The organism is Streptomyces sp. NPDC054813, assembly GCF_053611365.1.
In genome coordinates this window covers 53,456-78,505 of sequence record NZ_JBSHAF010000005.1, presented here as the reverse complement: position 1 = coordinate 78,505, position 25,050 = coordinate 53,456, and the positions used below count along the sequence as shown (strand labels likewise).

The 25,050-nt window shown below is 72.5% G+C and carries 21 protein-coding genes and 1 riboswitch; of the genes, 8 read left to right on the top strand and 13 right to left on the bottom strand.

Annotation, left to right across the window (positions count from 1 at the left end):
* Position 1 precedes the first annotated feature (1 nt).
* From cobI to ACWGJB_RS11190, 10 genes are all read right to left on the bottom strand, one after another.
* Positions 2-766 (bottom strand): precorrin-2 C(20)-methyltransferase, encoded by a 765-nt coding sequence (gene cobI, locus ACWGJB_RS11235; RefSeq protein WP_453379936.1) that lies wholly within the window; start codon positions 764-766, stop codon positions 2-4.
* Positions 751-2,184: a cobyrinate a,c-diamide synthase gene (locus ACWGJB_RS11230; RefSeq protein WP_453379935.1), complete on the bottom strand. Its 1,434-nt coding sequence runs from the start codon at positions 2,182-2,184 to the stop codon at positions 751-753. The genes cobI and ACWGJB_RS11230 overlap by 16 nt, the downstream gene beginning before the upstream one ends.
* A complete protein-coding gene (cobO, locus tag ACWGJB_RS11225) occupies positions 2,184-2,783 on the bottom strand; it encodes a cob(I)yrinic acid a,c-diamide adenosyltransferase (protein WP_360481560.1) in 600 nt (199 codons plus the stop codon). Before cobO ends, ACWGJB_RS11230 begins: the two co-directional genes overlap by 1 nt.
* A complete protein-coding gene (locus ACWGJB_RS11220) occupies positions 2,783-4,777 on the bottom strand; it encodes a putative cobaltochelatase (protein ID WP_453379934.1) in 1,995 nt (664 codons plus the stop codon). Before ACWGJB_RS11220 ends, cobO begins: the two co-directional genes overlap by 1 nt.
* The gene (cobN, locus tag ACWGJB_RS11215; protein WP_453379933.1) at positions 4,774-8,436 is read right to left on the bottom strand and encodes a cobaltochelatase subunit CobN; all 3,663 of its coding nucleotides are present in this window, start codon (positions 8,434-8,436) and stop codon (positions 4,774-4,776) included. The genes ACWGJB_RS11220 and cobN overlap by 4 nt, the downstream gene beginning before the upstream one ends.
* Positions 8,433-9,944 (bottom strand): cobyric acid synthase, encoded by a 1,512-nt coding sequence (locus tag ACWGJB_RS11210; protein WP_453379932.1) that lies wholly within the window; start codon positions 9,942-9,944, stop codon positions 8,433-8,435. The genes cobN and ACWGJB_RS11210 overlap by 4 nt, the downstream gene beginning before the upstream one ends.
* On the bottom strand, positions 9,941-10,924 hold the full coding sequence (locus tag ACWGJB_RS11205; RefSeq protein ID WP_453379931.1) for a cobalamin biosynthesis protein: 984 nt from the start codon (positions 10,922-10,924) through the stop codon (positions 9,941-9,943). The genes ACWGJB_RS11210 and ACWGJB_RS11205 overlap by 4 nt, the downstream gene beginning before the upstream one ends.
* Before the next feature lie 101 nt (positions 10,925-11,025).
* Positions 11,026-11,165: riboswitch (cobalamin riboswitch) on the bottom strand.
* 145 nt (positions 11,166-11,310) lie between these two features.
* Positions 11,311-11,538 (bottom strand): hypothetical protein, encoded by a 228-nt coding sequence (locus ACWGJB_RS11200; RefSeq protein WP_453379930.1) that lies wholly within the window; start codon positions 11,536-11,538, stop codon positions 11,311-11,313.
* Between the two features lie 19 nt (positions 11,539-11,557).
* The gene (locus tag ACWGJB_RS11195; protein WP_453379929.1) at positions 11,558-12,811 is read right to left on the bottom strand and encodes an anion permease; all 1,254 of its coding nucleotides are present in this window, start codon (positions 12,809-12,811) and stop codon (positions 11,558-11,560) included.
* A 174-nt stretch (positions 12,812-12,985) separates the two neighbouring features.
* Positions 12,986-13,759 (bottom strand): lysozyme, encoded by a 774-nt coding sequence (locus ACWGJB_RS11190; protein WP_453379928.1) that lies wholly within the window; start codon positions 13,757-13,759, stop codon positions 12,986-12,988.
* Positions 13,760-13,955: 196 nt separating this feature from the next.
* Between ACWGJB_RS11190 and ACWGJB_RS11185 the strand changes: the two genes are divergently transcribed.
* From ACWGJB_RS11185 to ACWGJB_RS11175, 3 genes are all read left to right on the top strand, one after another.
* Positions 13,956-14,690 (top strand): class II aldolase/adducin family protein, encoded by a 735-nt coding sequence (locus ACWGJB_RS11185; protein ID WP_453379927.1) that lies wholly within the window; start codon positions 13,956-13,958, stop codon positions 14,688-14,690.
* A gap of 253 nt (positions 14,691-14,943) precedes the next feature.
* Positions 14,944-16,071 (top strand): alpha/beta hydrolase family protein, encoded by a 1,128-nt coding sequence (locus ACWGJB_RS11180; protein ID WP_453379926.1) that lies wholly within the window; start codon positions 14,944-14,946, stop codon positions 16,069-16,071.
* A gap of 332 nt (positions 16,072-16,403) precedes the next feature.
* Positions 16,404-17,804, top strand: a complete 1,401-nt coding sequence (locus tag ACWGJB_RS11175) for a hypothetical protein (RefSeq protein WP_453379925.1) — start codon at positions 16,404-16,406, stop codon at positions 17,802-17,804.
* 22 nt (positions 17,805-17,826) lie between these two features.
* On the opposite strand, the gene ACWGJB_RS11170 is transcribed toward ACWGJB_RS11175, so the two are convergent.
* Positions 17,827-18,240, bottom strand: coding sequence for a VOC family protein (locus ACWGJB_RS11170; RefSeq protein ID WP_453379924.1), 414 nt, complete (start codon positions 18,238-18,240; stop codon positions 17,827-17,829).
* 172 nt (positions 18,241-18,412) lie between these two features.
* Positions 18,413-19,303: a KPN_02809 family neutral zinc metallopeptidase gene (gene ypfJ / locus ACWGJB_RS11165; RefSeq protein WP_453379923.1), complete on the bottom strand. Its 891-nt coding sequence runs from the start codon at positions 19,301-19,303 to the stop codon at positions 18,413-18,415.
* Between the two features lie 517 nt (positions 19,304-19,820).
* Here ypfJ and ACWGJB_RS11160 point away from each other — a divergent pair.
* The 4 genes from ACWGJB_RS11160 (at position 19,821) to ACWGJB_RS11145 (ending at position 23,670) form a co-directional block, all read left to right on the top strand.
* Positions 19,821-20,426 (top strand): hypothetical protein, encoded by a 606-nt coding sequence (locus ACWGJB_RS11160; RefSeq protein WP_453379922.1) that lies wholly within the window; start codon positions 19,821-19,823, stop codon positions 20,424-20,426.
* Between the two features lie 92 nt (positions 20,427-20,518).
* Entirely contained in the window at positions 20,519-22,117 is a 1,599-nt protein-coding gene (locus tag ACWGJB_RS11155; protein WP_453379921.1) for an ABC-F family ATP-binding cassette domain-containing protein, read from the top strand.
* Positions 22,118-22,518: 401 nt separating this feature from the next.
* Positions 22,519-22,737 (top strand): helix-turn-helix domain-containing protein, encoded by a 219-nt coding sequence (locus ACWGJB_RS11150; RefSeq protein WP_046727957.1) that lies wholly within the window; start codon positions 22,519-22,521, stop codon positions 22,735-22,737.
* Between the two features lie 129 nt (positions 22,738-22,866).
* Positions 22,867-23,670, top strand: a complete 804-nt coding sequence (locus tag ACWGJB_RS11145; RefSeq protein ID WP_453379920.1) for an enoyl-CoA hydratase/isomerase family protein — start codon at positions 22,867-22,869, stop codon at positions 23,668-23,670.
* 84 nt (positions 23,671-23,754) lie between these two features.
* Here the strand turns inward: ACWGJB_RS11145 and ACWGJB_RS11140 are convergent, their stop codons facing one another.
* Positions 23,755-24,453, bottom strand: coding sequence for a nucleopolyhedrovirus P10 family protein (locus ACWGJB_RS11140; RefSeq protein ID WP_453379919.1), 699 nt, complete (start codon positions 24,451-24,453; stop codon positions 23,755-23,757).
* 87 nt (positions 24,454-24,540) lie between these two features.
* Between ACWGJB_RS11140 and ACWGJB_RS11135 the strand changes: the two genes are divergently transcribed.
* Positions 24,541-25,041, top strand: a complete 501-nt coding sequence (locus tag ACWGJB_RS11135) for an Asp23/Gls24 family envelope stress response protein (protein ID WP_453379918.1) — start codon at positions 24,541-24,543, stop codon at positions 25,039-25,041.
* The last annotated feature ends 9 nt before the right edge of the window (positions 25,042-25,050 follow it).

Genomic DNA, 25,050 nt, shown 5'->3' with positions numbered 1-25,050 from the left:
CTCACAGTTTCCCGCCTCTGCCACCGTCCCGGCGCGGCGGCGCGATGAGCGTGGAGAGATACGGCAGCGGGGAACCATCGAGCTCGGCGGCGGGCCGGATGGACTCCTCGTCCAGCCCCAGCGCCGACCCCCACACGGCGTCCTCGATCCGCCCGGTCTCCCGCAGCGCCTCGGCGACCGCGCCGGCCTGCCGCCCGAACTTGTACGCCACGACCGTCCCCGGCCCGCTCAGCGCGTCCTTCAGCACCTCGGCACCCGCCGTCACCGGCACCAGCGTCAGCGGCTCGGTCCCCTCGGTGAGCACGGCACCGGAACGGGCGGCGAGGTCCTGCATGGCGGTGATGCCGGGCACGGTCTCCACGACCACACCCGGGACCAGCCCGGCGATGGTCTGCGCGAGATAGGTGAAGGTCGAGTAGACGTTCGGATCCCCGATGGTGGCGAAGGCGACGGACCCGCGCTCCCGCAGCAACCCGGCGACCGTGGTGCCCGCCGCGTCCCAGGCGGCCTCGCGCCGCCCCCGGTCACTGCGCTCGTTCAGCGCGAACACGACCCGGACGACCTTCTCCGCGCCGACGTAGTGCAGCACGGTCGCCTCGGCGCGCCCCCGCTCACCGACGTCTTTTCCATCAGGCCCAGCCATTACGGGTACGACGACAACATCGGCCGCGCGCAGGGCGTTGACCCCCTTGACGGTCACCAACTCGGGATCGCCGGGACCCACCCCGACTCCGGTCAACCTGCTGCTGCTCATGACGTCCGGCACCTCTCCACGAACCTTCGGGCCACACCGGGCTCGGACGCCCAGTGCGTGTGCAGATAACTCGCGTGCACACCCTGCTGTACAAAACCCTCGACCCGCGGCCGGGGGGTACGCACACCCCACGCGGCCGCCGCACCGGCCCCCGGCTCGACCGCGGTCCGGTGAAACTCGTGCCCCCGCAGCCGGGTTCCGGCGACGGCCAGCACACTGTCGCTCACGGCGACCGCGTCCCGGTAGCCGAGAGTCAGCCGCTCGGTCATCCGCGCCCGGACGTCCAGCACACCGCACATCGCCAGCCCGTCCAGCTCCCGGCACAGATAGAGCAGCCCCGCACACTCGGCGGCCACCGGAGCACCGCTGTGAGCGAGGGCACCGACGGCCTTGCGCAGCGGCTCGTTGGCGGACAGCTCGGCGGCGTACACCTCGGGGAAACCCCCGCCGACGACCAACCCCCGTGTACCGTCCGGCAGTTGCTCGTCCCGCAACGGATCGAACGGCACGACCTCGGCCCCGGCGGCGGCGAGCAGTTCGGTGTGCTCGGCATAGGAGAAGGTGAAGGCGGCCCCGGAGGCGACGGCGACCACCGGCCGAAGCGGGGGCCCGGGGGCGGCAGCCCCCGAAGCCGGGGTCGAAGGGGCGCCGGCCCCTGGTGAGGGGACCGACGGGGGCAGCGGGGGCGAGGAAACCACGGCCGCAGCCGCATCCCACGCCGCACCCGGCACCACACCGGCCCCCCGGGCCACCCCCAGCAGCCCCTCCAGGTCACACCCGTCGGAGACCTGCGCGGCCATCGCCGCCACCGCGTCCACCGCCTCGCCCCGCCGCTCGGCGACCGGCACCAGCCCCAGATGCCGCGACGGCGTATCCACCTGGGCCACCCGCCGCAGCACCCCGAACACCGGCACCCCGGAAGACTCCAGCGCCTCCCGCAGCAACTCCTCGTGCCGGTCCGACGCCACCTTGTTCAGGATCACGCCCGCGACCCGCACCTCCGGATCCCACGACGCGAACCCGTGCACCAGCGCGGCCACCGACCGCGACTGCGACGACGCGTCCACGACCAGCACCACCGGCGCCCGCAGCAGCTTCGCGACATGAGCGGTGGACGCCAGTTCACCTTCCCCGGCGGCCCCGTCGTACAGCCCCATCACACCCTCGACCACGGCGATGTCGCAGCCGTGCGCACCGTGCGCGAACAGCGGACCGATCAGCTCAGGACCGCACAGATACGCGTCGAGGTTCCGCCCCACCCGCCCGGTCGCGAGCGCGTGGTACCCGGGGTCGATGTAGTCCGGTCCGACCTTGTGCGGGGACACGGCGAGCCCCCGCGCGGCGAACGCGGCCATCAACCCCGTGGCAACGGTGGTCTTGCCGCTGCCGGACGACGGCGCGGCGACGACCAGCCGTGGGACGGAAGACATCACCACTCGATGCCCCTCTGCCCCTTCTGCCCCACGTCCATCGGGTGCTTGACCTTGGACATGTCGGTGACGAGGTCGGCGAGGTCCACCAGCTTCTCGGGCGCGTTCCGCCCGGTGATCACGACATGCTGGTTCCCGGGCCGGTTCCGCAGCACCTCGACGACCTCGTCGGTGTCCACCCACCCCCAGTGCATGGGGTACGCGAACTCGTCGAGCACGTACAGCTGGTAGGTCTCGGCCGCCAGGTCCCGCTTGACCTGCTCCCAGCCCTCCCGGGCCTTCTCCTCGTTGTCCATCTGCGCGTCCCGCTGCACCCAGGACCAGCCCTCGCCCATCTTGTGCCAGGCGACGGTCCCGCCCTCCCCGGAGTCCCCGAGGACCCGCAGCGCCCGCTCCTCGCCGACCTTCCACTTCGCCGACTTGACGAACTGGAACACCCCGATCGGCCACCCCTGGTTCCAGGCGCGCAGCGCGAGCCCGAACGCGGCGGTGGACTTGCCCTTGCCGACGCCCGTGTGTACGACGACAAGTGGCCGATTACGACGCTGACGAGTCGTCAGTCCGTCGTCCGGTACGACACTCGGCTGTCCCTGCGGCATTACGCGGCCCTCCTCTGCACGTCCTTCACCAGCCCGGCGATGGAGTCCGCCCGCAACTCGTCGAGCGTCACCGCCGTACCGCCCAGTTCACCGGCCAACTGTCCGGCGAGTCCCAGCCGTACCGGTCCCGACTCGCAGTCCACGACCACCGAGGCGACCCCGTCGGCCGCGAACAGCCGGGCCGCCCGCCCGGCGAGCGCGACCGGCTCCGGACCGCCGGTGGCCCGCCCGTCGGTCACCACGACCACCAGCGCCCGTCGCGCGGGGTCCCGCAACCGCTCCACCCGCAGCACGTCGTGCGCCTTGAGCAGCCCGGCCGCGAGCGGGGTGCGCCCGCCGGTCGGCAACGCCTCCAGCCGGGCCGCCGCCGCGTCCACGGACGAGGTCGGCGGCAGGGCGACATCGGCGGCCGAGCCCCGGAAGGTCACCAGCCCCACCTTGTCCCGCCGCTGATAGGCGTCGAGCAGCAGTGACAGTACGGCCCCCTTCACGGCGCTCATCCGCTGCCGGGCCGCCATCGACCCGGACGCGTCGACCAGGAACAGCACGAGGTTGCCCTCGCGCCCCTCCCGGGTCGCCTGCCGCAGATCGTCCCGCCGGACCACCAGCCCCGGGCCGGACCGCCCGCGCGCCCGCTGATGCGGGGCGGCGGCCTGCACGGTCGCCGCCAGGTGCAGTTTGGTCAGGGCGCCCCGGGGCCGCCGGGCACCCGTCGTACGGCCGTGCTCGGTGCGCGCCCGGGATCGCCGCCCGGCGGCGCCCGTACCGATCCCCGGCACGGTCAGCACCTTGGTGCGGAAGGGCTCGGCGGCCCGCGTCGGCGCCTGCTCGCCCGAGCCGCCGGAGGCCTGCGGCTCGCCGTCCTCGCCGGCCTCGGGCCGCGCGCCCGTGTCGCCGCCCTGCGGGTCACCGTCGTCGGGCGCCGGCTGCCCGCCGCCCCCGCCGGGACCGTCCGGACCGGGATCGTCGTCCTCGGACTCGCCGGAGAACTCCTCCAGCGTCTGGTCCAGCTTGTCCTCGTCGAGGCCCGGCGCGTCAAAGGGGTTGCGGCGCCTGCGGTGCGGCAGCGCGAGCAGCGCGGCCTGCCGGACGTCCTCCGCCAGCACCTCGGTCCGCCCGGCCCACGCGGCCAGCGCGGTCGCCGTCCGCGCCATCACGATGTCGGCGCGCATACCGTCGACCTCGAAGGCCGCGCAGGTCGCCGCTATCTGCCGCAGCGCCCCGTCGCCCAGCCGCACCGACGGCAGCAACGCCCGTGCCGCCACGATCCGTTGCCGTACAGCGGCCTCCTCGCCGGCCCAACGCGCCGCGAATCCGGCCGGGTCGTCGTCGTAGGCGAGCCGCCGGCGGACCACCTCCACCCGCTGGTCGGGCTCGCGCGAGGCGGCCACCTCCACCGTCAGCCCGAACCGGTCCAGCAACTGCGGCCGCAGCTCGCCCTCTTCGGGGTTCATGGTGCCGACGAGCAGGAACTTCGCCGCGTGCCGTACCGAGACACCCTCGCGCTCCACGTAGGAGGCGCCCATCGCGGCCGCGTCCAGCAGCAGGTCGACGAGGTGGTCGTGGAGGAGGTTGACCTCGTCGACGTAGAGGATGCCCCGGTGGGCGTCGGCCAGCAGACCCGGCTCGAAGGCCTTCACGCCCTCCGCCAGGGCCCGTTCGATGTCGAGGGCGCCGACCAGCCGGTCCTCGGAGGCGCCGACCGGCAGTTCGACCATGCGTGCCGGGCGGGACTCGAAGGCGCCGGGCGGGTGGTGCGGCCCGTCCGGGCAGGCCGGATCCGGGGTGGCCGGGTCGCAGGAGAAGCGGCAGCCGGCGACGACGTCCACGGTGGGCAGCAGCACCGAAAGGGCGCGTACCGCCGTGGACTTGGCGGTGCCCTTCTCGCCGCGCACCAGCACTCCGCCGACTGCCGGCGACACCGCGTTCAGCAGCAGCGCCAGCCGCAGGTCGTCCTGACCCACGACGGCCGTAAAGGGGAAGGGGGTGGTCACTGGTCGCCCTCCAGGTCGCCTTCGAGCTCCAGGTAGGTGGCGCGCAGCCGCTCCAGGGTGTCCGCGTCCGGCTCGGCCCACAGGCCCCGGTCGGCGGCTTCCAGGAGCCGTTCGGTGATGCCGCGCAGCGCCCACGGGTTGGACTTCTTCATGAAGTCCCGGTTCTCCGCGTCGAAGACGTACTCCGCGCTGAGTTTCTCGTACATCCAGTCGTCCACGACCCCGGCCGTGGCGTCGTAGCCGAAGAGGTAGTCGACGGTCGCCGCCATCTCGAAGGCGCCCTTGTAGCCGTGCCGGCGCATCGCCGCCATCCAGCGCGGGTTGACCACCCGGGCCCGGAAGACACGGTGGGTCTCCTCGCCGAGGGTGCGGGTCCTCACCTGGTCGGGTGTGGCCGAATCACCTACGTACGCCTCGGGGTTGGTGCCGGTCAGATGGCGCACCATCGCCACCATCCCGCCGTGGTACTGGAAGTAGTCGTCGGCATCGACCAGGTCGTGCTCGCGCGTGTCCACGTTCTTCGCGGCGACCGCGATCCGCCTGAACGCGGTCTCCATGTCCCCGCGCGCCGCCCGCCCGTCGAGCCCGCGCCCGTAGGCGTAACCGCCCCAGACGGCGTACACCTCGGCGAGGTCGGCGTCGGAGCGCCAGTTGCGGGCGTCGATCAGCGGCAGCAGGCCCGCGCCGTACGCGCCCGGCTTGGAGCCGAAGATACGGGCGGTGGCGCGCCGCCGGTCGCCGTGCTCGGCGGTGTCCTCGTCGGCGTGGGCGCGCACGTAGTTCCGGTCGGCCGGTTCGTCCAGCTCGGCGACCTTGCGCACGGCGTCGTCGATCAGCCCGACCACGTGCGGGAACGCGTCCCGGAAGAAGCCGGAGATCCGGACCGTGACGTCGATGCGCGGCCGGCCCAGTTCGTCCAGCGGGACCACCTCGAAGCCGGTCACGCGCCGCGACGCCTCGTCCCAGACCGGACGGCAGCCCAGCAGCGCCAGGATCTCGGCGATGTCGTCGCCCTGGGTGCGCATCGCGGAGGTGCCCCACACCGTCAGCCCGACGGACTTCGGATACGCGCCGGTGTCCTGGAGGTACCGCTGAACCAGTGAGTCGGCGAGGGACTGGCCGACCTCCCAACTCAGCCGGGAGGGAATGGCCTTGGGGTCGACGGAGTAGAAGTTGCGGCCGGTCGGCAGGACGTTGACCAGCCCGCGGGTGGGGGAGCCGGACGGTCCCGCCGGTACGTAACCGCCGTCGAGCGCCTTGAGGATGTGGTCGATCTCGTCCGTGGTGCGGGCCAGCCGGGGCACGACCTCGGCGCAGGCGAACTCCAGCACGGCGACGGCGTCGGGGAGTTCGGTGCCGAGGACGTCACGGATGAGAGAACGGCTGTCCGAGACGGCCCAGTCGCGCTCCTCCATCCCTTCCGCGATCCGTCGGCAGAGCTGCTCCAGCAGGTCGATGGCGTCGGCGGCCGTGCGGGACGGACCCGCCACGAGATCGGACAGCTCGACCGGCACCTTCACGGGCGCACCGGGCTCGGCGAGCAACTCCTTCTCGGCCAGACCGAAGTGAGCGGCCAGCGCGGCCCTGAGCCCCGGCAGCGCGTTGGCCTGCCCGCCCCACACCTGCGAGGCCCGCAACACGGCCAGCACCAGGTTCACGCGCGGCTCGCCGGCCGGCCCGCCGCCGAGGATGTGCAGGCCGTCGCGGATCTGCACGTCCTTGATCTCGCACAGGTAGCCGTCGATGTGCATGACGAACTCGTCGAAGTCGGCGTCGTCCGGCTGGTCGTCCACATGCAGGTCGTGGTGGAGTTCGGCCGCCTTGACCAGCGTCCAGATCTGCGCCCGTACGGCCGGTGCCTTCGTCGGGTCCAGGTCGGAGGCCAGCGCGTACTCGTCGAGCAGCTGCTCCAGCTTGGCCAGGTCGCCGTAGGTGTCGGCGCGGGCCATCGGCGGGACCAGATGGTCGACCACGGTGGCGTGCCCGCGCCGCTTGGCCTGGGTGCCCTCGCCGGGGTCGTTGACGATGAACGGGTAGATCAGGGGCAGCTCGCCGAGGACCGCGTCCGGCGCACAGCCGGCGCTCAGCCCGAGCCCCTTGCCGGGCAGCCACTCCATCGTGCCGTGCTTGCCCATGTGCACGACCGCGTCCGCGCCGAAAGAGTTCTCGAGCCACCGGTAGGCCGCCATGTAGTGGTGAGACGGCGGCATGTCCGGGTCGTGGTAGATCGCGATCGGGTTCTCGCCGAAGCCGCGCGGCGGCTGGATCATCACGACGACGTTCCCGAACTGCAGGGAGGCGAGGACGATGTCCTCCCCGTCGACGTAGAGGGAGCCCGGCGGCTCGCCCCACGCCTCGGTCATCGCGTCCCGCAGCTGAGGGTCGAGCTTCTCGAACCACGCCCGGTAGTCCGCGAGCGGCACCCGCGCGGGCGCCGAGGCCAGCTGCTCCTCGGTCAGCCACTCGACGTCGTGCCCGCCGGCCTCGATCAGGCGGTGGATCAACTCGTCGCCGCCGGACGGGTATGCGGTGACGCCGTAGCCGGACTCCTTGAGGGCGTCGAGGACCCGCACCGCCGAGGCCGGCGTGTCCAGACCGACCGCGTTGCCGACCCGCGAGTGCTTGGTCGGGTACGCGGTGAAGACCAGCGCGACGCGCTTCTCCGCGTTCGGCTTGTGCCTCAACCGCGCGTGCCGCAGGGCGATGCCGGCGACCCGTCCGGCCCGCTCGGGGTCGGCGACGTACACCGGGACGTCGGCTCCGTCGTCGTCGACCCGCTCCTTGAAGGAGAAGGGGACCGTGATCAGACGGCCGTCGAACTCCGGGATGGCGACCTGCATCGCCGCGTCCATGGGGGAGAGGGCGGCGTCGGACTCGTCCCAGGCCTGCCGGGAGGAGGTCAGGCAGAGGCCCTGCAGCACCGGGACGTCCAGATCGGCGAGCGCCCCGATGTCCCAGGCCTCCTCGTCGCCGCCGGCCGAGGCCTGCGAGGCGTGGGTGCCGCCGGCCGCCAGCACGGTGGCGACCAGCGCGTCGGCCCCGGCGAGGATCTCGTACAGCCCGGCGTCCGCCCCGCGCAGCGAACCGCAGTACACCGGAAGGGCGTTGGCGCCCCGTGCCTCGATCGCCTCGCACAGGGTGTCCACGAAGCCGGTGTTGCCGCTGAGTTCATGGGCCCGGTAGAAGAGCACCCCGACCGTGGGGCGGCCGGCTTGGATCTGGTACGAGCCGTGCACCCCGAACTCCGGCATCTTCTGCGGCTCGGCGAACCCCTCGCCGGTCAGCAGCACGGTGTCGGACAGGAACCGGGACAGCTCCAGCAGGTTGGCGGGGCCGCCCTCGACGAGATAGCGCAGCGCCTCCGCGACCACGCCGGCCGGCACCGACGACTCGGCCATCAACTCGGCGTCCGGCACGGTCTCGCCGCCGAGCAGCACGGTCGGCACCCCGGACGCCCGGAGCGCGGCGAGCCCGTCCTCCCAGGCCCGCTTGCCGCCGAGCAGCCGTACGACGGCGATGTCCGCGCCCTCGATCAGCGCGGGCAGCTCCTCCGTGACGTCGACGCGCGTCGGATTGCCGATCCGGTAGTCGGCACCGGCGGCGGCCCGGGCCGCCAGCAGATCGGTGTCGGCGGTCGACAACAACAACACAGTGCTCATGCGGGCGCTCCCGGTGGGATGAAAGGCAGTCCTTGCGGCGCGCCCGACTCGATGAGCCGCCAGAGCGCGTCGGTGTCCGCGTGCTGTTCGATCAGGTCGCCGAGCCGGTCGAGCTGCTCCTCGCGCAGCGCGGCGAACGAGGTGTCGGGGGCCGGCACGAACCGGCGGCCCGCGGCGGCCGCCACCTCGCGCAGAAAGGCCCGGCGGAAGCCGTCCGACTCCAGGGAGCCGTGCCAGTGGGTGCCCCAGGTCTGCCCGACCCGGCAGCCGTCCAAGAAGGGTTCCCCTCCGGTGACTTCGGCGACCCCGTGATGGATCTCGTACCCCTCGACGCGCTCGCCGAGGGCCTCGCCGGCGGGGCGGGTGAGGGTCTTCTCCCGGGCGAACCGCACCCGTACGGGCAGCACCCCGAGACCGGCCACCTGCCCGCGCCGGCTCTCGACCTCGTCCTCGATGTGCTCCCCGAGGACCTGGAAGCCACCGCAGATGCCGAGCACCGGCCGCCCCTCGGCGGCCCTGCGCTCCAGCGCCTTTGCGAGCCCCCGCTCCCGCAGCCACTCCAGGGCCCGGACCGTCCCCCGGGTGCCCGGGATCACGACGAGATCGGCGTCGGCGAGCTCCTCCGGACGGTCCACGAACCGCACCACGACGCCCGGTTCGGCGGCCAGCGCGTCCACGTCCGTGAAGTTGGACATCAGGGGGATGGCGCAGACGGCGACCCGCAGGACGTCCGCACCGACGGGCGGGGCCGTGTTCGACTCCCGGACGGTCCCGCGCAGGGAGACCCTCAGTCCGTCCTCCTCGTCGATCCCGAGACCGTGCCGGAAGGGGAGCACGCCGTAGGTGTGCCGCCCGGTGAGGCCGTGCAGCATGTCGAGGCCGGGCTCCAGCAGGGAGACGTCGCCCCGGAACTTGTTGACGAGGAACCCGGCGACGAGGGCCTGGTCCTCCGGCGAGAGCAGGGCGACGGTGCCGAAGAAGGAGGCGAACACGCCCCCGCGGTCGATGTCGCCGACGACGAGCACCGGGATCCGCGCGTTGCGCGCGATCCCCATGTTCACGATGTCGGTCCGGCGCAGGTTGATCTCCGCCGGACTGCCCGCCCCCTCACAGATCACCGCGTCATACGTGCCCCGCAACTCGGCGAGACAGTCGAGCACGGTCCCGAGCAGCTTCTGCTGCCGTCCACCGTGATAGCCGCGCGCACTCATCTCACCGACCGGCTTGCCGAGCAGCACGACCTGACTGCTCTGCTCGCCGCCCGGCTTGAGCAGCACGGGGTTCATCAGCGCGGTCGGCTCGACCCGGCAGGCCTGCGCCTGCATGGCCTGCGCCCGCCCGATCTCGGCGCCCTCGCGCGTGACGAAGGAGTTGAGGGACATGTTCTGCGCCTTGAACGGCGCGACCTTGACGCCCTGCCGCGCCAGCCACCGGCAGATACCGGCGGTGACGACACTCTTGCCGGCATCCGAGGTGGTACCCGCGACGAGGAGACCTCCGTTGTTCATGAGGAACACCCCGGGTGCCGCACGGCCGACGGCGCCGGGTTCTTTGCAACCCGCCCCCGCAGCAGGGCTCCGGCCGCACTCACCCCCAGCGCGAGCCACCCCACCCGCCGTGACAACCGCACCGCCCGCTCGATGTCCGCGACTTCCACGCTCCGCCCCTCCCCGTTCAGCACCGGCCGATGCTCGACCCGCCCGCCGTATGACAAGGTCCCGCCGAGCCGTACCCCCAACGCCCCCGCGAACGACGCCTCCACCGGCCCGGCGTTGGGGCTCGGGTGCTTCGCCGCGTCGGCCCGCCAGGTCCGTACGGCCCCCTTGGTGTCATCTCCTGCGACGGCGGCCAGCACGGCGGTGAGCCGTGCCCCCGGCCACCCCGCAACGTCGTCCAGCCGCGCCGAGGCCCACCCGTACCGCCGGTACCGGGCCGACTTGTGACCCACCATGGCGTCCAGGGTGTTGACGGCCCGGAATCCGAGCAGCCCCGGCACCCCGCCCACGGCCCCCCACACCAGCGCACCCACGACCGCGTCGCTCGTGTTCTCGGCGACGGACTCCACGACGGCCCGGGCGATCCCGTCGGCGTCCAGGGCCTGCGGATCCCGTCCGCACAGATGCGGCAGCCGGGCCCGGGCGGCCTCGACGTCCCCCGTCCTGAGGGCGTGCCCGATGACGCCGGCCTCGCGGGCGAGTGAAGTGCCCCCGACGACGGCCCAGGTGGCGGTCGCGGTGAGCGCGACGGAAGCGGCGGTGGACGGTCGTAGGACCCGCTGGGCCAGGGCACCCAGAGTCACGGCGCCGCCGGCGCAGGCGGCGGTGTGCAGCGCGCCCCACCCGCGGTGGTCCCGCCACAGCGCCCGTTCGACGGCCCCTGCCGCCCGTCCGAACGCGGCGACCGGATGCCCGCGGCGCGGATCGCCGAGCAGCAGATCGCCGAGAAGGCCGGCGGCGGCGCCGTACGCGAAGACGCGACCGGCACCCATCGGCTCAGCCCGCCGCGGGGGCGGGAACGGGCCTGGTACTCAACCTCGAACGGCAGCCGCGCATGGCGATATGTCCTCACTCAGGGTGTCCACGCCCTGGTTCGACGAGACCGGCGGTGAGAGTTCCTGGCTCCCGGGGACTGCTATCCCGGTGACAGTGGCGGGACCGCGCCGGATTCGCACCGGCTTCCTCTCTTGCCGCCGTACTTGGCTCCGGAAGTCCACCACGCCCCCGGAAGAACCGTCAACTTGCCGTTGACCTGCGGGGGGAGTGTGTGGGAAGGCCCACACCGGTGGTCCAGCGGGGCTCGTGGGACATGCCGAAGGCTCCTCCCGAGCGAGTCGGGGAGGAGCCTTGCCCGGCCGAGATCAGGCCTTGACCACGATCAGGACTTGGCCACGATCAGGTGGATGCCGTACGCCACCGCGGCCGCGCAGGCGGCGAAGCACAGGTAGGCGGCGGTCACGGCCAGGGCCGCGGAGTTGCCCTGGGCCATGGCGCGTTCGCGGGCCGAGAGGCCCTTGATGCCGAGGGTGAAGAGGGCCACCATGCCCACGGTGACCACGAGGCTGACGCCGAAGACGGAGCCGATGGCTGCCCAGTCGATGTTCATGTCGGTTCTTCCTCGGGGGTCAGACGGTCGCGGCCGGGTCGGTGGCGGCGGCCGGCGCGGGTGACGGGGCGGGGGACGGGATCGTGGCGGTGAGGTCGTCGGTCACCGTGCCCGCGGGCGGCGGGGTCACGGCGGCCATCGCCGCGGTCACCACGCCGGCCGGCTCCGTGCCGTCGGTGTCGTTGACGTTGGCGCTGTCCACGACCTCGCGGCGGGAGAGCTTCCAGATCGTGGCGCTGGAGGCGACGAGGAAGACGGCGACGACCGCCGTGCCCCAGTCGCCGAGGTCCGTCACGGACTCGGCGAGCGCCCCGACGACCGCGGCCGCGGGGAGGGTGAGTACCCAGGCGACCATCATGCGGGTCGCGGTGGACCAGCGGACCGTGCCGCCCTTGCGGCCCAGGCCCGCGCCCATCACGGAACCGGAGACGACGTGCGTGGTGGAGAGGGAGAAGCCGAGGTGGGAGGAGGCCAGGATGGCGGTGGCCGCGCTGGTCTGGGCGGCGAAGCCCTGCTGCGGCCGGAGGTCGGTCAGGCCCTTGCCCATGGTGCGGATGATCCGCCAGCCGCCGATGTAGGTGCCGAGGGCGATGGCGAGGCCGGCGGAGAGGATGACCCAGGTGGGAGGGTTCGAGCCGGGGGCGATGGAGCCGCCCGCGATCAGCGCGAGGGTGATGATGCCCATCGTCTTCTGCGCGTCGTTGGTGCCGTGCGCGAGGGAGACCAGGCCGGCGGAGGCGATCTGACCGGCGCGGAAGCCCTTGCGGGTGGCGTTGTCGTCGGCGTTCTTGCCGATCGCGTACGACAGGCGGGTGGAGAGCATCGCCGCGAGGCCCGCGACGACGGGGGCGGCGACCGCCGGGAGCAGGACCTTGGTGACCAGCACGTCGCCGTGGACCGCGCCGAAGCCGGCGGAGGCGACGGTGGCGCCGATCAGACCGCCCATCAGCGCGTGCGAGGAGCTGGAGGGCAGACCCACCAGCCAGGTCACCAGGTTCCAGAGGATCGCGCCGACCAGGGCGGCGAAGATGACCTCGGGGCGGATGCCGTTCTCGTCCACGAGGCCCTTGGAGATCGTGTTGGCGACCTCCACGGAGAGGAAGGCACCCACCAGGTTGAGCGCGGCCGACATGGTCACCGCGATCTTGGGCTTGAGCGCGCCGGTCGAGATGGTCGTGGCCATCGCGTTGGCGGTGTCGTGGAAACCGTTCGTGAAATCAAACGCGAGTGCGGTCACCACCACAATCGCGAGGATCAGCGAGAAGCTTTCCATTTACCCAGACAATCTTTAGAGGTCATCGGCCGTTGGACCGTAAGCAACCTGGATGAACGGAAGGTGAACTGAGATGGTCTCTGTGGTGACTGTGATCGGCCTCGGGGTATCCGCGCGCGGGAACGGCCGAAGCCGCCGTCCCGTATCAGGTCCGGCGGCTCAGTCGCCCGTTGGTCAGTAGCCCTTGGCGAACGCCTTCAGCCGGCTCGCCGACCCGTTGAAGAGATTCTGGTCACCCGGCAGGCTGCCGCCGTTGTCGTACTGCCAGAAGGTCCATCGCGACCACCCGGCCGGCAGCGCGCCCGCGTCCGCCGAGCCATGGCGGGCGATCCACAGGGGATGGTTCGCGGCGAAGGCGCCGCTGCCGCCGGTGCAGAGGTTCCACCAGTGGGTGGTCGTGTAGATCACCGGCCGCTGACCGGTCTCCCGCTTCAGTTCGTCACTGAAGGACTTGATCCACTTGACCATCTCGGAGTGGCTCAGCCCGTAGCACCTGTGCTTCTTGTCGTACGGGTTGTACTCGACGTCGAGCGCCGGCGGCAGTGTCCAGCCGTCCGCGGTCCAGGTGCCGCCGTGGCTCACGAAATACGCGGCCTGCTGAGCGCCCGACGACCTGTTCGGCAGGGCGAAGTGGTAGGCGCCCCGCATGATTCCGGCCTTGCGTGAACCGTTGTACTGCTGGCCGAAGTACGGGTTGCGGTAGGTGTTGGACTCGGTCGCCTTGATGTAGACGAACTTGGCGCCTTTCGCCTTGGCGCCCGGCCAGTCGACGTTCTTCTGGTGCGAGGAGACGTCGTGCCCCTTCGGCGGGCTCGCCGCGGACGCCGGTGTCCCGGCGAACGCGGTCGCGGCCCCCGCGAGGGCGAGAGCGGCCACGGACGCCGCGAGGACGCGGACGTGATGACGGTGGCGGTGACGGTGGTGCGACGCAGAGCGGTCACGGGCCATGTTTCCCCCCGGAATGGCGACGTGTACGAAAAATCGTCCAGAGATTATTGGAAGATCGGCATATCGTCGACGATCTTCGGCCAAGCCTTGAAATGGGGCTCTTTGTGCGGATTTGCGCTCTACTGAATTCGGGATGTCCGGCCTAAAGTGCCCTGCCGTACAAGCCGGTTGGGGCACTGCCTGGCAGGATCGGGCCATGGCTGAGCAGTGGCGGGACGAACGTGACGGACGGGATGGGCGCGGCGACGCACAGGGTGTGGCGGAGCCGCGAAGGCGGGATGTACGCGCGGAGGAGGCGATCGCCTGGCGCGAACTCGTCGCCACCGCCCGCCGCACGGTGACCGACGGACTGGTCGTCGGCACCTCCGGCAACGTCTCGGTCCGTGTCGGCGACACCGTGCTGGTCACGCCGTCGGGCGTGCCGTACGACCGGCTCACCCCCGACGACGTGACGGGTGTCGACCTCTCCGGTCGCCAGGTGCTGGGCGCCCTGGTCCCGACCAGCGAGCTGCCGATGCATCTCGCGATCTACGGCGGTACGGACGCCGGTGCCGTCGTGCACACCCACGCCGTGCACGCGACGGCCGTCTCGACGCTCGTCCCGGAGCTTCCGGCGATCCACTACATGTCCGCCGCGCTCGGCGGCGCCGTCCGGGTTGCCCCGTATGCGACCTACGGCACCGACGAGTTGGCCGAGAACATGCTCCGCGCCTTGACCGAACGCTCCGGCTGCCTCCTCCAGAACCACGGCACGATCACCTACGGCACCACCCTGACCCAGGCCTACGACCGCACGGCCCAGCTGGAGTGGATGTGCCGCCTGTGGCTGACGGCGTCCGCCGTCCCCGGCCTGACCCCGAGCCTGCTCTCACCGGAACAGGTGGCGGAGGTGGGGGAGCGCCTACGGGGCTACGGCCAGCAAAAGGTGTAGCCGCTGACGGGCCGGCCTTCCGTGTCCCGCTCGTAGGGTTCCTCGCGTCCCGCCCCCTGGGTTCCTCGTCTCCCGCTCTTCGGGCTTCTTCTTCCGCGCTGCTCGACTCCTTCTCCGCCGCGACGGCGCCACGCCACGACGTACGTCCCCGGCGGTGCCGAACTCGCCTCGTCCCCTTTCGAAGGCTTCGCCCGCGTGACAAACGGCCCCGCCTCCACTGGCCGCCGTCCCGCTCCGCCCCGACACTGGACAGGTGCGCCCAGTCAAAGTCACGGCCGCCGCCGTCGGTGCCGTACTCGCCGCCGGCGCGGCCAGCGTGGCCGCGGGGCGGTTCGCCAGTGATGCCGCGCTGAAGGCGCCGCCGGGCCGGCCCCTGCCCACCGAGCCCCGGCTCACCGTGCACGGCAGCACGGTCGGCCGCATCACCCTCACCCGGGACCTGGCCTCGCTGCGCCCCGGCACCTACGGCCTGGCCGGCGACGGCTCGCACGCGGTCGTCGGCGCCGTCCTGGACTCCGCCGCGAACACCCCGGACACCGTCGTACGGCGGCTGGAGCGCGTGACCCACGGCACCCTCGAAACCGGCGACAAGGTCTGGCTCACCCCCAACGTCCACATCGGCAACCCGGGCGCGGCCCTGGGCCTGGACCACGCCGACATCGACCTGCCCGGCGAACTCGGGGCGCTGCCCGCCTGGTTCGTGCCCGGCTACCGGGACACCTGGGTGATCGCGGTGCACGGCCTCGGCACCACCCGTGAGCTCGCCATGAACGTCATGCAGTTCCTGCACGGCCGGCGCCTGCCCGTCCTCGCCCTCGCCTACCGCGGCGACCTCGGTGCCCCGCGCCCCCCGGACGGCCTGAACCACCTCGGCGAGAGCGAGTGGCGCGACCTGGACGCGGCGATCCGCTACGCCGTCCGCTACGGCGCCCGCCGTGTCGTCCTGTACGGCTGGTCCACGGGCGCCACCATGGCGCTGCGCGCCGTCGCCCACTCGGCGCTGCGCGAGCGCGTCTCCGGGCTGGTCCTGGACTCGCCGGTGCTCAGCTGGGAGGCCACCTTGCGCGCCCTGGCCCAGGCCCGGCACATCCCCGAGCCGCTGCTGCCGCTCGCGGTGCGCGCCGCCCAGGGCCGCGCCGGCCTGCACGCCGACCACTCCGGCGACCCCGTCGACCCGGATCAGCTCACCGTGCCCACCCTGATCGTCCACGGCCCGGACGACACGGTGGCCCCCTGGGTGTACTCCCGCCGGTTCGCCGCACAGCGCCCCGACCGCATCGCCCTGCACACCGTGCCGGACGCCCCGCACGGCGCGATGTGGAACGCCGACCCCGAGCGCTACGAGGAGCGGCTGCGCCGATTCCTCACGCCTCTGATGTGATGCCCCCTTATATCTCCTCTCGTATGACATGACACCCTTGACATGATTTTCCCCGCACCCGCGGCCCTTCCCCGACCCCGCCCCGGCACAAGCCGGAGACCCCGATTCCAGTCGGTCCGGCGGGTTCCGTTTAAGGCCGTACCACTGGCCTGAACATGTCTCCTCGCCTCCCCGCGGGTCCCGTGCGTTGGCCAGCCCCGTCGCCCGCCGTGACATTCCGTTTGGGTTTTCGGACCGTCAACCGGAAGACTGCACCCGTGACGTCCCGTATCCCGCGCGACTCAAGGCTTCGACTCGTCCGAACGCGACCCCTGGCCGCAGCCCCCCGAGCGATGAACCAGCGGCCCGCGCGTCGCCCCGCACCCCGCCCACCCGAGGGCACCCCGGCCCCCGCTGAGCTGGCCAGAATGGCACGGTCCGGGCTGGCCGGAGCGGCCCGAGTCGCCCACTGGGCCGACACGGCCCTCGGTCCGGGCAGCGACGGCGCGACCGCCGACGGCAAGGCCACTCTCTCCGAGGCGTCCGCCGAACGCGCGTCCGGCGATCTGGGCCTGACCGTGGCTCAGATCCGCGCCGACTGGGACACCGCCCGGCTCGCCGGCCTGGTCGAGGTGCACGGCGACAGCGCACGCCCCGGCTGGCGCCTGCGCGCCTGGGACCGCGACGACAGCGCCGTGCTGCGCGGCTGGGTCGCCCTCTTCGACGCCTGGTCGCTCGCCCATCCGGAGCCCGCGGAGTTCGAGGCCGCCGCCGTCGCCGAGGTCGTCTCGGCCATGCCCCAGGTGCTCTCCTTCCTCCAGCTGTCCGCCGGTCCCGTCCCGGTCGAGCAGCTCCTGGACCTGCTGCGACAGCGGGTCACCGAACTGCGTACCGAGCGCTGCGAGGTCCCCTACGAGACGGAGACCGGGATCGGCGCCGTGGGCGGGTCCGCCGTGCCCGCCGCCACCGTGCCCGCCGCCCGCACCGACCTGGCGGACCGCGCACCGGCCGACGATCCCGCCCCGGCCGAGGACGCCGAGCTCGCCCCCCTCCTCGACTGGTCCCTGCACGCGCTCGCCTCCGTCGGCGCGCTGACCTACGGCGTCGGCCAGGCCACCCTCACCCCGCTGGGCAGCTGGGCGGTCTGGGTCAAGCTGGAGCAGATCTGCGTGGCCGCACAGAGCCCCGCCGGGAACATCGAGGTCGCCGCCGAGGAGATGCTGCGCGGTTGCGCCCAGCTCCGCCCCAACGCGGCCCGCGCCGAGTACCGCGCCTGGCTCGCCGCCCGCCCCGTCGGCAGCGCCGTCGCCGAACTCGTCGCCGCCGCCCGCGGCGAGGACGCCCTGCTGCGCGGTCTCGCCTTCGAGGCGCTGCGCGTGGTCGGCGCCCCCGCCGAACCGGACGTCCACGCGGTCGTCGACGAGCCGACCCTGCGGCCGTACGCCCTGCTGTGGCTGGCCGAGCACGACGGGGCCGACCCGGAGGACGCCCACGAGGTGCTCACCCGCGAAGAGGCCACCTGGCTCTGGGTGGACACGGCCGCCGCCGTCGCCGACCACGGCGAGGCACCGCTGCTGGTCCGCCATCTGGAGTCGGCGCTGCAGCCCACCGTCCCCGCCCTGCTCGACGAGGTGCGCGCCGTCGGTCACCCACGCACCGTGCAGGTCCTGGTCGCCCTCGCCGCCGCCCACCCCGACCCGGCGCTCGCCAAAGCCGTCCGCCGGGCGGCCTTCCAGGTGCACACCGGCGGCTGACGGCGGAGGCGGGGCGGGCAGGTCAGGCCGTTATCTCCGGGGCGTAGGTGCCGAAGCTCCAGACATTGCCCTCGACGTCCCGGGCCATGTAGTCGCGCGAGCCGTAGTCCTGGTCCGTCGGGGGCATCAGGATCTCCGCGCCGTGGTCCACGGCCCGCTGGTGGTGTGCGTCGACGTCGTCCACGACGATGTACACCCCGGCCGGGCCCGCGCCCTCCATCGCCGCGTCGAAACGACCGCCGCGGCCCTGGGAGCCCAGCATGATCGCGCCGTTGCCCTGCACCAGCTCGGCGTGCAGCACCATGCCGTCCTCGCCCTCGTACACCGACAGCTCGGTGAAGCCGAAGGCCTCCGTCAGTTGCTTGATCGCCGCCTTCGCGTCCGCGTACAGCAGCGACGGATAGATGCTCGGCCGTCCGCCGGTCGTGCCTGCCATGCCGATCACTCCCCTTGTGTGCCGGTCCCCCCGCAAGCCGTCGTCCGGCCTGCTGCACAGTCTTGCACCCGGCACTGACAACGCCTCCGGCCCGCGCTGCCGGTGCCGGCCGGGGGCTCAGCGGCCCAACGGGCCATCGGTTCATCAGTTCATCGGAAGGTGTTGCACCAGCTCATCGGAAGGTGTTGCACTGCGCCACGTCGCCGGTCCGGTACCCCTGGTAGAACCACTGCTGGCGCTGCTGCGCCGACCCGTGCGTCCAGGTCTCCGGCGTCACCCGTCCCTGGAACCGCTCCTGGATCCGGTCGTCGCCCACGGCCGCCGCCGCGTCGAGACCGTCCCGGATGTCGGCGCCCGTCAGGCTGGTGATCAGGGGCCGCCCGGTCGACTCGTCCTTCGTGGTCGTCGCGTGCCGCGCCCACACCCCGGCGTAGCAGTCGGCCTGGAGCTCCACCCGAACCGCATTGCTGTTCACGCCGGTCAGGTTGTCCTGCGACCGGCTCAACGTGCCCATCAGGTCCTGAACATGGTGCCCGTACTCGTGCGCCACGACGTACGCCTGGGCGAACGGGCCGCCGCTCGCGCCGAACTCGGACCGCAGCTCGTCGAAGAAGCCGAGGTCCAGATAGACCTTGCGGTCGCCCGGGCAGTAGAACGGCCCGACCGCCGAGGTCGCCGTACCGCACGCGGTGCCGACCCGGCCGGTGAAGAAGACCGTCGGGGCGTTCGTGTAGGTGCCCCGGCGCTGCCGGAACTCCTGCTTCCAGAAGTCCTGCACGCTGTTGACCACCGCTACCATCCGGCAGTCGTCCTTGGTGTTCGCGTCCCGCCCGGTACGGCAGCTCTGCTGCACCTGCGCCAGCGAGGAGGAGGCGGGCGAGGGCGAGCTGTCACCGGAGGAGAGGCCGAGCTGGTCGGGGCCGACACCGAAGAACAGGGCGAGGAGCAGCGCGATCAGACCGGCCAGGCCGCCGCCGATGGTCGCCTTCCCACCCGGCACCCGGCTGCCGCGCACGTCCTGGACCTCGGAGGTGTCCAGGTTCGCGTCGTCGTCGAACTGCATGGGGCACCGCCTTCCGCTCGCACCGTCCCCCGCCTCCACCTTGCGCCATCCCGGCCGTCACTTCGCGCCGATGGCCCGGCGAACGCCCGATCGGGCGACGTCCCGTCCCGCCCCCGCGTCACGCCCACCCCCGCCTCGCGGCCATGACTACGCTCTGCGCCTGACCCATGCGACAAGGACGCCCGCCCGGGCGTCGAAGGGGGACCCGGTGCCCGTACTGCCCCACACGAGCACCCCACCGCCCACCACAGCCCCGGTCCCCGCAGCCGGCGTCCCCCGGGATCAGATCCCCGCCGCGGGCGGCCCCCGGAACCCGGTGCTCTCTCCCGACCGCCCCCGGAACCCCGCCCCCACGATCGGCGGCCCGCGCAGGACCGCCCCGGTGCCGGTACCCGCCGACCGCCCGCCGGTGCGCGCGTCCTCCCGGCCTTTCTCGAGCCCCCTCCGGCGCAGGCTCCCCACCCGCCGGCTCCTCCCCGTCGCCCTCGCCGTCCTCCTGGCCGCTGCCCTCCTCGGTGTGGTTCAGCAGGTTCGGCCCGCCCCCTACGGCGACCGCCTCACCCCCGGTCCGGCCGCGCACACCGCACGCGCGCGTGGGGCGGTGGTCGAGGCGTACGACGGACGGGCCCTGCGGTGGCGGTACGCGCGCGTGGGGCGGCGCCCGCTGAGCGTGCTGCCCGCGCGCGGGCACGCGATCGCCGTCTGGGACGACGGGCTCGTCACCGACACCGACGGCCGTTCCGTGCGCTGGCACCGCGCCCTGCCCGCGGCCACCGGCTGGCTCCGGCGACAGGGCGGCACCGGCGTCCTGCGTCCCCTCGGCCGCGGCATCCTCGCGGTCGTCACCCCGGCCCGCATCGCCGCGTACCGCACCGCCGACGGCGACCTGCGCTGGGTGCTGCCCGCCCGCGCGGGCTGCGCGTTCCGCCCCGAACGTGCCGTACGTCACGGCACCGCCCTGCTCGTTGCCCAGCCCTGCACGGACGGCGCCTGGACCGCGCAGCTCATCGCCGTGGACGACCTGGGCCGGATCGCCCCGCACCGCGCACCCCTCGGCAACGGCCTCCCCGGCAGCCGCCCCGAACACCCGCACGCCGAAAAAGCGCTTGCGTCGCCCCGTTAGACTTGGCCCATGGCCATTCTCCTCGCGCATTAGACGGCGGGAACGTCCTCAGCCGCCCACCCGTCAAATCCCGTACGCCCTGGAGTCTGTCCGTGATCTCCGCCTCCGGTATCGAGTTGCGCGCCGGTGCGCGCATCCTCATCGAGAACGCCACCTTCCGTGTCGCCAAGGGTGACCGCATCGGTCTGGTCGGCCGCAACGGCGCCGGCAAGACCACCCTCACCAAGGTCCTGGCCGGTGACGGCGTCCCCGCCGCGGGTACCGTCACCCGCTCCGGCGAGGTCGGCTACCTCCCGCAGGACCCCCGTACCGGTGACCTCGACGTGCTCGCCCGCGACCGCGTCCTCTCCGCGCGCGGCCTCGACGTACTGATCCGCAAGATGCGCGAGAACGAGCAGCGCATCGCCAACGGCCAGGGCGCCACCCGCGAGAAGGCGCTGCGGCAGTACGAGCGCCAGGAGACCGAGTTCCTCACCAAGGGCGGGTACTCCGCCGAGGCCGAGGCCGCCACCATCGCCGCCGCGCTCAACCTGCCCGACCGGGTGCTCGGCCAGCCCCTGCACACGCTCTCCGGCGGCCAGCGCCGCCGTATCGAGCTGGCCCGGATCCTGTTCTCGGACGCGGACACGCTCCTGCTGGACGAGCCGACCAACCACCTCGACGCCGACTCGATCGTCTGGCTGCGCGACTACCTGAAGACCTACCGCGGCGGATTCATCGTGATCTCCCACGACGTCGACCTGGTCGAGACGGTCGTCAACAAGGTCTTCTACCTGGACGCCAACCGGTCCCAGATCGACGTCTACAACATGGGCTGGAAGCTCTACCAGCAGCAGCGCGAGGCCGACGAGAAGCGCCGCAAGCGCGAGCGCGCCAACGCCGAGAAGAAGGCGGCCGCGCTGCACTCGCAGGCCGACAAGATGCGCGCCAAGGCCACCAAGACGGTCGCCGCGCAGAACATGGCCCGCCGCGCGGACAAGCTGCTGGCCGGCCTGGACGCGGTCCGGGTCTCCGACAAGGTCGCCAAGCTCCGCTTCCCGGACCCCGCGCCCTGCGGCAAGACCCCGCTGACCGCCGAGGGCCTGTCGAAGTCGTACGGCTCGCTGGAGATCTTCACCGATGTCGACCTGGCCATCGACAAGGGCTCCCGGGTGGTCATCCTCGGCCTCAACGGCGCCGGCAAGACCACCCTGCTGCGGCTGCTCGGCGGGGTCGAGCAGCCGGACACCGGCGAGGTGCTCGAGGGCCACGGCCTCAAGCTCGGCTACTACGCCCAGGAGCACGAGACCCTGGACCCGGACCGCACGGTCCTGGAGAACATGCGTTCCTCCGCCCCCGACATGGACCTCGTCGAGGTCCGCAAGGTGCTGGGCTCGTTCCTGTTCTCCGGCGACGACGTCGACAAGCCGGCCGGTGTCCTCTCCGGCGGCGAGAAGACCAGGCTCGCCCTGGCCACCCTGGTCGTCTCCTCGGCGAACGTCCTGCTCCTGGACGAGCCGACCAACAACCTCGACCCCGCCAGCCGCGAGGAGATCCTCGGCGCCCTGCGCACCTACAAGGGCGCGGTCGTCCTGGTCACGCACGACGAGGGCGCCGTCGAGGCGCTCCAGCCCGAGCGGATCATCCTGCTCCCCGACGGTGTCGAGGACCTGTGGGGCGCCGACTACGCGGACCTGGTCGCGCTCGCCTGAGAACCGCGAGAACCGGGAGAACCAGCCCCCTCGTCCTCACGTGCCGGTCTCGTCGTCCTCGCTTGATCGAATGCCTGATCCACTGGCTATGGATCATTCGGCTTATCGGTGATCCATCATCTGTGTGAGATCTCCTCGTATCGAGGTGTGTCATGCACCGATTTCGCGGCCGATCCCTTTGTCGACAAGGAGTCGGCCGCTTTCCGTGTCTGACCTGGCACTTCGCGGAAGAACCCGTTCGGCCCCATGGGTACCACCCGTAGGAATCACAGATTCCGCTTGTGGGGATGCACTCCTGTCGTCACAACGATGTCTCACGGACCTTGCCGAATGGGTGGCCATCGCGCCCCGGAGGGGTGATCATGAGGGGACCAGAGCGCACTTCCCATGAGGAGGCACGGGTGGCCGAGACTCTGAAGAAGGGCAGCCGGGTAACCGGCGCCGCGCGCGACAAGCTCGCGGCAGACCTGAAAAAGAAGTACGACTCCGGTGCGAGCATTCGGGCACTGGCCGAGGAAACCGGCCGCTCGTATGGCTTCGTCCACCGGATGCTCAGCGAGTCGGGTGTCACGCTGCGTGGGCGTGGCGGGGCGACGCGGGGCAAGAAAGCCGCGTCCTGACCCCGGGGCGGCCCATCGGCTTCGATGGTGGCCACCCGGTCGGCCGACTGATCGGCCGGGTGGTTACTGTGCAGTCACTTAGCATGCCGTAAGGCAATGCGTGATGACCGCACACATCGGAGGCGCCCCATGGCTTCGCCCGACCAGGATCTCGTTCCTGTTCTCGACAAGGACGGCGTACGGCTCACCGTGGACGACGCGCTCGCCACGGTGACGCTGACCAACCCGGCCAAGCGCAACGCTCAGAGCCCCGCGCTGTGGCGGGCGTTGGCAGAGGCCGGGCGGTCGTTGCCGGGGTCGGTCCGCGTTGTCGTGCTGCGCGGTGAGGGCCAGTCCTTCTCCGCGGGCCTCGACCGGCAGATGTTCTCGCCGGAGGGGATCCCGGGCGAGCCGACGTTCATCGAACTCGCGCGCCGTGACGACGCCGGGCTCGACGCGGCCATCGCCGAATACCAGCAGGCGTTCACCTGGTGGCGGCGCAACGACCTCGTGTCGATCGCCGCCGTGCAGGGCCACGCCATCGGGGCCGGCTTCCAGCTCGCCCTCGCCTGTGACCTGCGCGTCGTCGCGGACGACGTGCAGTTCGCGATGCGCGAGACCAGCCTGGGCCTGGTGCCGGACCTCACGGGTACGCACCCGCTGGTCTCTCTCGTCGGCTACGCCCGCGCGCTGGAGATCTGCGCGACCGGACGGTTCGTACAGGCCGAGGAGGCGGTGGCCTCCGGGCTCGCCAACCTCGCGGTGCCCGGTGCCGAACTCGACGCCGCGGTGCGCGACCTGGCCGCGGCGCTGCTGGCCGCGCCCCGGGACGCGGTGGTGGAGACCAAGGCGCTGCTGCGGGGCGTCGGCGACCGTACCTACGAGGAGCAGCGGGCTGCTGAGCGACAGGCCCAGGCTCGGCGGCTGCGGGACCTGGCGGGCGTGGGCGAGTAGTTCGGTGCGGGCGGGCGGGTGCTGGTCGCACCCATGCGGCGACAGCCGCATATCGATACAGCCCCGCGCCCCCTTCGGGGCGCTTCAGCTGACGTCCGTCACCAGCACGGCCACCGTGGGGTGATCCCCCAGCGCCGCGCTGACCGCTGTACGGACCCTCCTCGCCACGTCCACGGCCCTGGGCCCGTCGGCCAGCGCAACCTCCACCCGCACATGCCGGCGCGGCAACGCCGCCTCGAAGTGCACCTCCCGGCTCAGCGCCCCCGTCACCCGCGCCACCCCCGCTACCGCCAGCGCCGCCGCCGTCACCCGTGCCCCGTCCGGGTCCGTGCCCTCCCGGACCGACGGCGGCCGAGGCGGACGTACGGCCTCCGGCTCCGTCCGGTCCGCCGTCAGCAGGTCGGTCACCTGCAGGTCCACCTCGGCCACCGCCAGCCCGAGCCGTGCCGTCGCCGCGGCCGCCAGCACCCGGCGCAGCCGGGCCGCCGTCGTCGGCAGCGGCTCGGCGGCCGTCGCCGCGAAGTCCGCCGACAGCCGCAGCGGCCCCGGCGGCACGGCGCCGGGCGGTGGCGGTACGACGGGTTCCTGGACGTCCTCCGGATCCGCCGGCGCGATCCGCACCGCCCCCAGCCGCACCCCCGGCACCCCGGCCGCCGCCCGGCGCAGCACCGCGTCGGCCGCCGGCTCCGTCACCCACGCACCGTCGTGCTGCCCGCCCAGCGGGAGCAGCCTGCCCGAGCCCAGGGGATGCCGTACCGCGTCTGTCCATCGGTCCGCCGTCATTGCTCCAGCCTGCCGCATCACCGGGGCATGACAGGGCATCCGCACTTACCTTGGTCGCAGGACGACGACCGGAAGGGGCGCACGGCGATGACGGAGACGACGGCGGAGCCGGAGAAGGACCCGAAGGACCCGAAGGACCCGACGGACCCGACGGACCCGACGGTACAGACCCGGAAGACCGTCAGACGCGGTGGCGGGGACCCGTCGACCCGGGGCCGGACCACGATCGCCGACGGTGTGGTGGAGAAGATCGCCGGACTGGCGGCCCGGGACGTGGTCGGCGTACACGCGATGGGCAGCGGACTCGCCCGCACCTTCGGCGTGGTGCGCGACCGGGTGCCGGGCGGCTCCAAGTCGGTCACCCGCGGTGTGAAGGCCGAGGTCGGCGAGGTGCAGACCGCGCTCGACCTGGAGATCGTCGTGGATTACGGCGTCTCGATCGCGGATGTGGCCCGTGCGGTACGGGAGAACGTGATCGCGGCCGTGGAGCGCATGACCGGGCTCGAGGTGGTCGAGGTCAACATCGCGGTGAGTGATGTGAAGCTGCCCGAGGAAGAGGAAGAGGAGCCGGAGTCCCGGCTTCAGTGACGGCTGAGG

What these genes read in the sequence shown, in the direction of transcription:
- ACWGJB_RS11230 (WP_453379935.1), bottom strand. Translation starts at nt 2,184, where the DNA reads ATGTCTTCCGTCCCACGGCTGGTCGTCGCCGCGCCGTCGTCCGGCAGC.
- cobO (WP_360481560.1), bottom strand. Translation starts at nt 2,783, where the DNA reads ATGCCGCAGGGACAGCCGAGTGTCGTACCGGACGACGGACTGACGACT.
- cobN (WP_453379933.1), bottom strand. Translation starts at nt 8,436, where the DNA reads ATGAGCACTGTGTTGTTGTTGTCGACCGCCGACACCGATCTGCTGGCG.
- ACWGJB_RS11210 (WP_453379932.1), bottom strand. Translation starts at nt 9,944, where the DNA reads ATGAACAACGGAGGTCTCCTCGTCGCGGGTACCACCTCGGATGCCGGC.
- ACWGJB_RS11205 (WP_453379931.1), bottom strand. Translation starts at nt 10,924, where the DNA reads ATGGGTGCCGGTCGCGTCTTCGCGTACGGCGCCGCCGCCGGCCTTCTC.
- ACWGJB_RS11200 (WP_453379930.1), bottom strand. Translation starts at nt 11,538, where the DNA reads ATGAACATCGACTGGGCAGCCATCGGCTCCGTCTTCGGCGTCAGCCTC.
- ACWGJB_RS11195 (WP_453379929.1), bottom strand. Translation starts at nt 12,811, where the DNA reads ATGGAAAGCTTCTCGCTGATCCTCGCGATTGTGGTGGTGACCGCACTC.
- ACWGJB_RS11190 (WP_453379928.1), bottom strand. Translation starts at nt 13,759, where the DNA reads ATGGCCCGTGACCGCTCTGCGTCGCACCACCGTCACCGCCACCGTCAT.
- ACWGJB_RS11185 (WP_453379927.1), top strand. Translation starts at nt 13,956, where the DNA reads ATGGCTGAGCAGTGGCGGGACGAACGTGACGGACGGGATGGGCGCGGC.
- ACWGJB_RS11175 (WP_453379925.1), top strand. Translation starts at nt 16,404, where the DNA reads ATGAACCAGCGGCCCGCGCGTCGCCCCGCACCCCGCCCACCCGAGGGC.
- ACWGJB_RS11170 (WP_453379924.1), bottom strand. Translation starts at nt 18,240, where the DNA reads ATGGCAGGCACGACCGGCGGACGGCCGAGCATCTATCCGTCGCTGCTG.
- ypfJ (WP_453379923.1), bottom strand. Translation starts at nt 19,303, where the DNA reads ATGCAGTTCGACGACGACGCGAACCTGGACACCTCCGAGGTCCAGGAC.
- ACWGJB_RS11145 (WP_453379920.1), top strand. Translation starts at nt 22,867, where the DNA reads ATGGCTTCGCCCGACCAGGATCTCGTTCCTGTTCTCGACAAGGACGGC.
- ACWGJB_RS11140 (WP_453379919.1), bottom strand. Translation starts at nt 24,453, where the DNA reads ATGACGGCGGACCGATGGACAGACGCGGTACGGCATCCCCTGGGCTCG.
- ACWGJB_RS11135 (WP_453379918.1), top strand. Translation starts at nt 24,541, where the DNA reads ATGACGGAGACGACGGCGGAGCCGGAGAAGGACCCGAAGGACCCGAAG.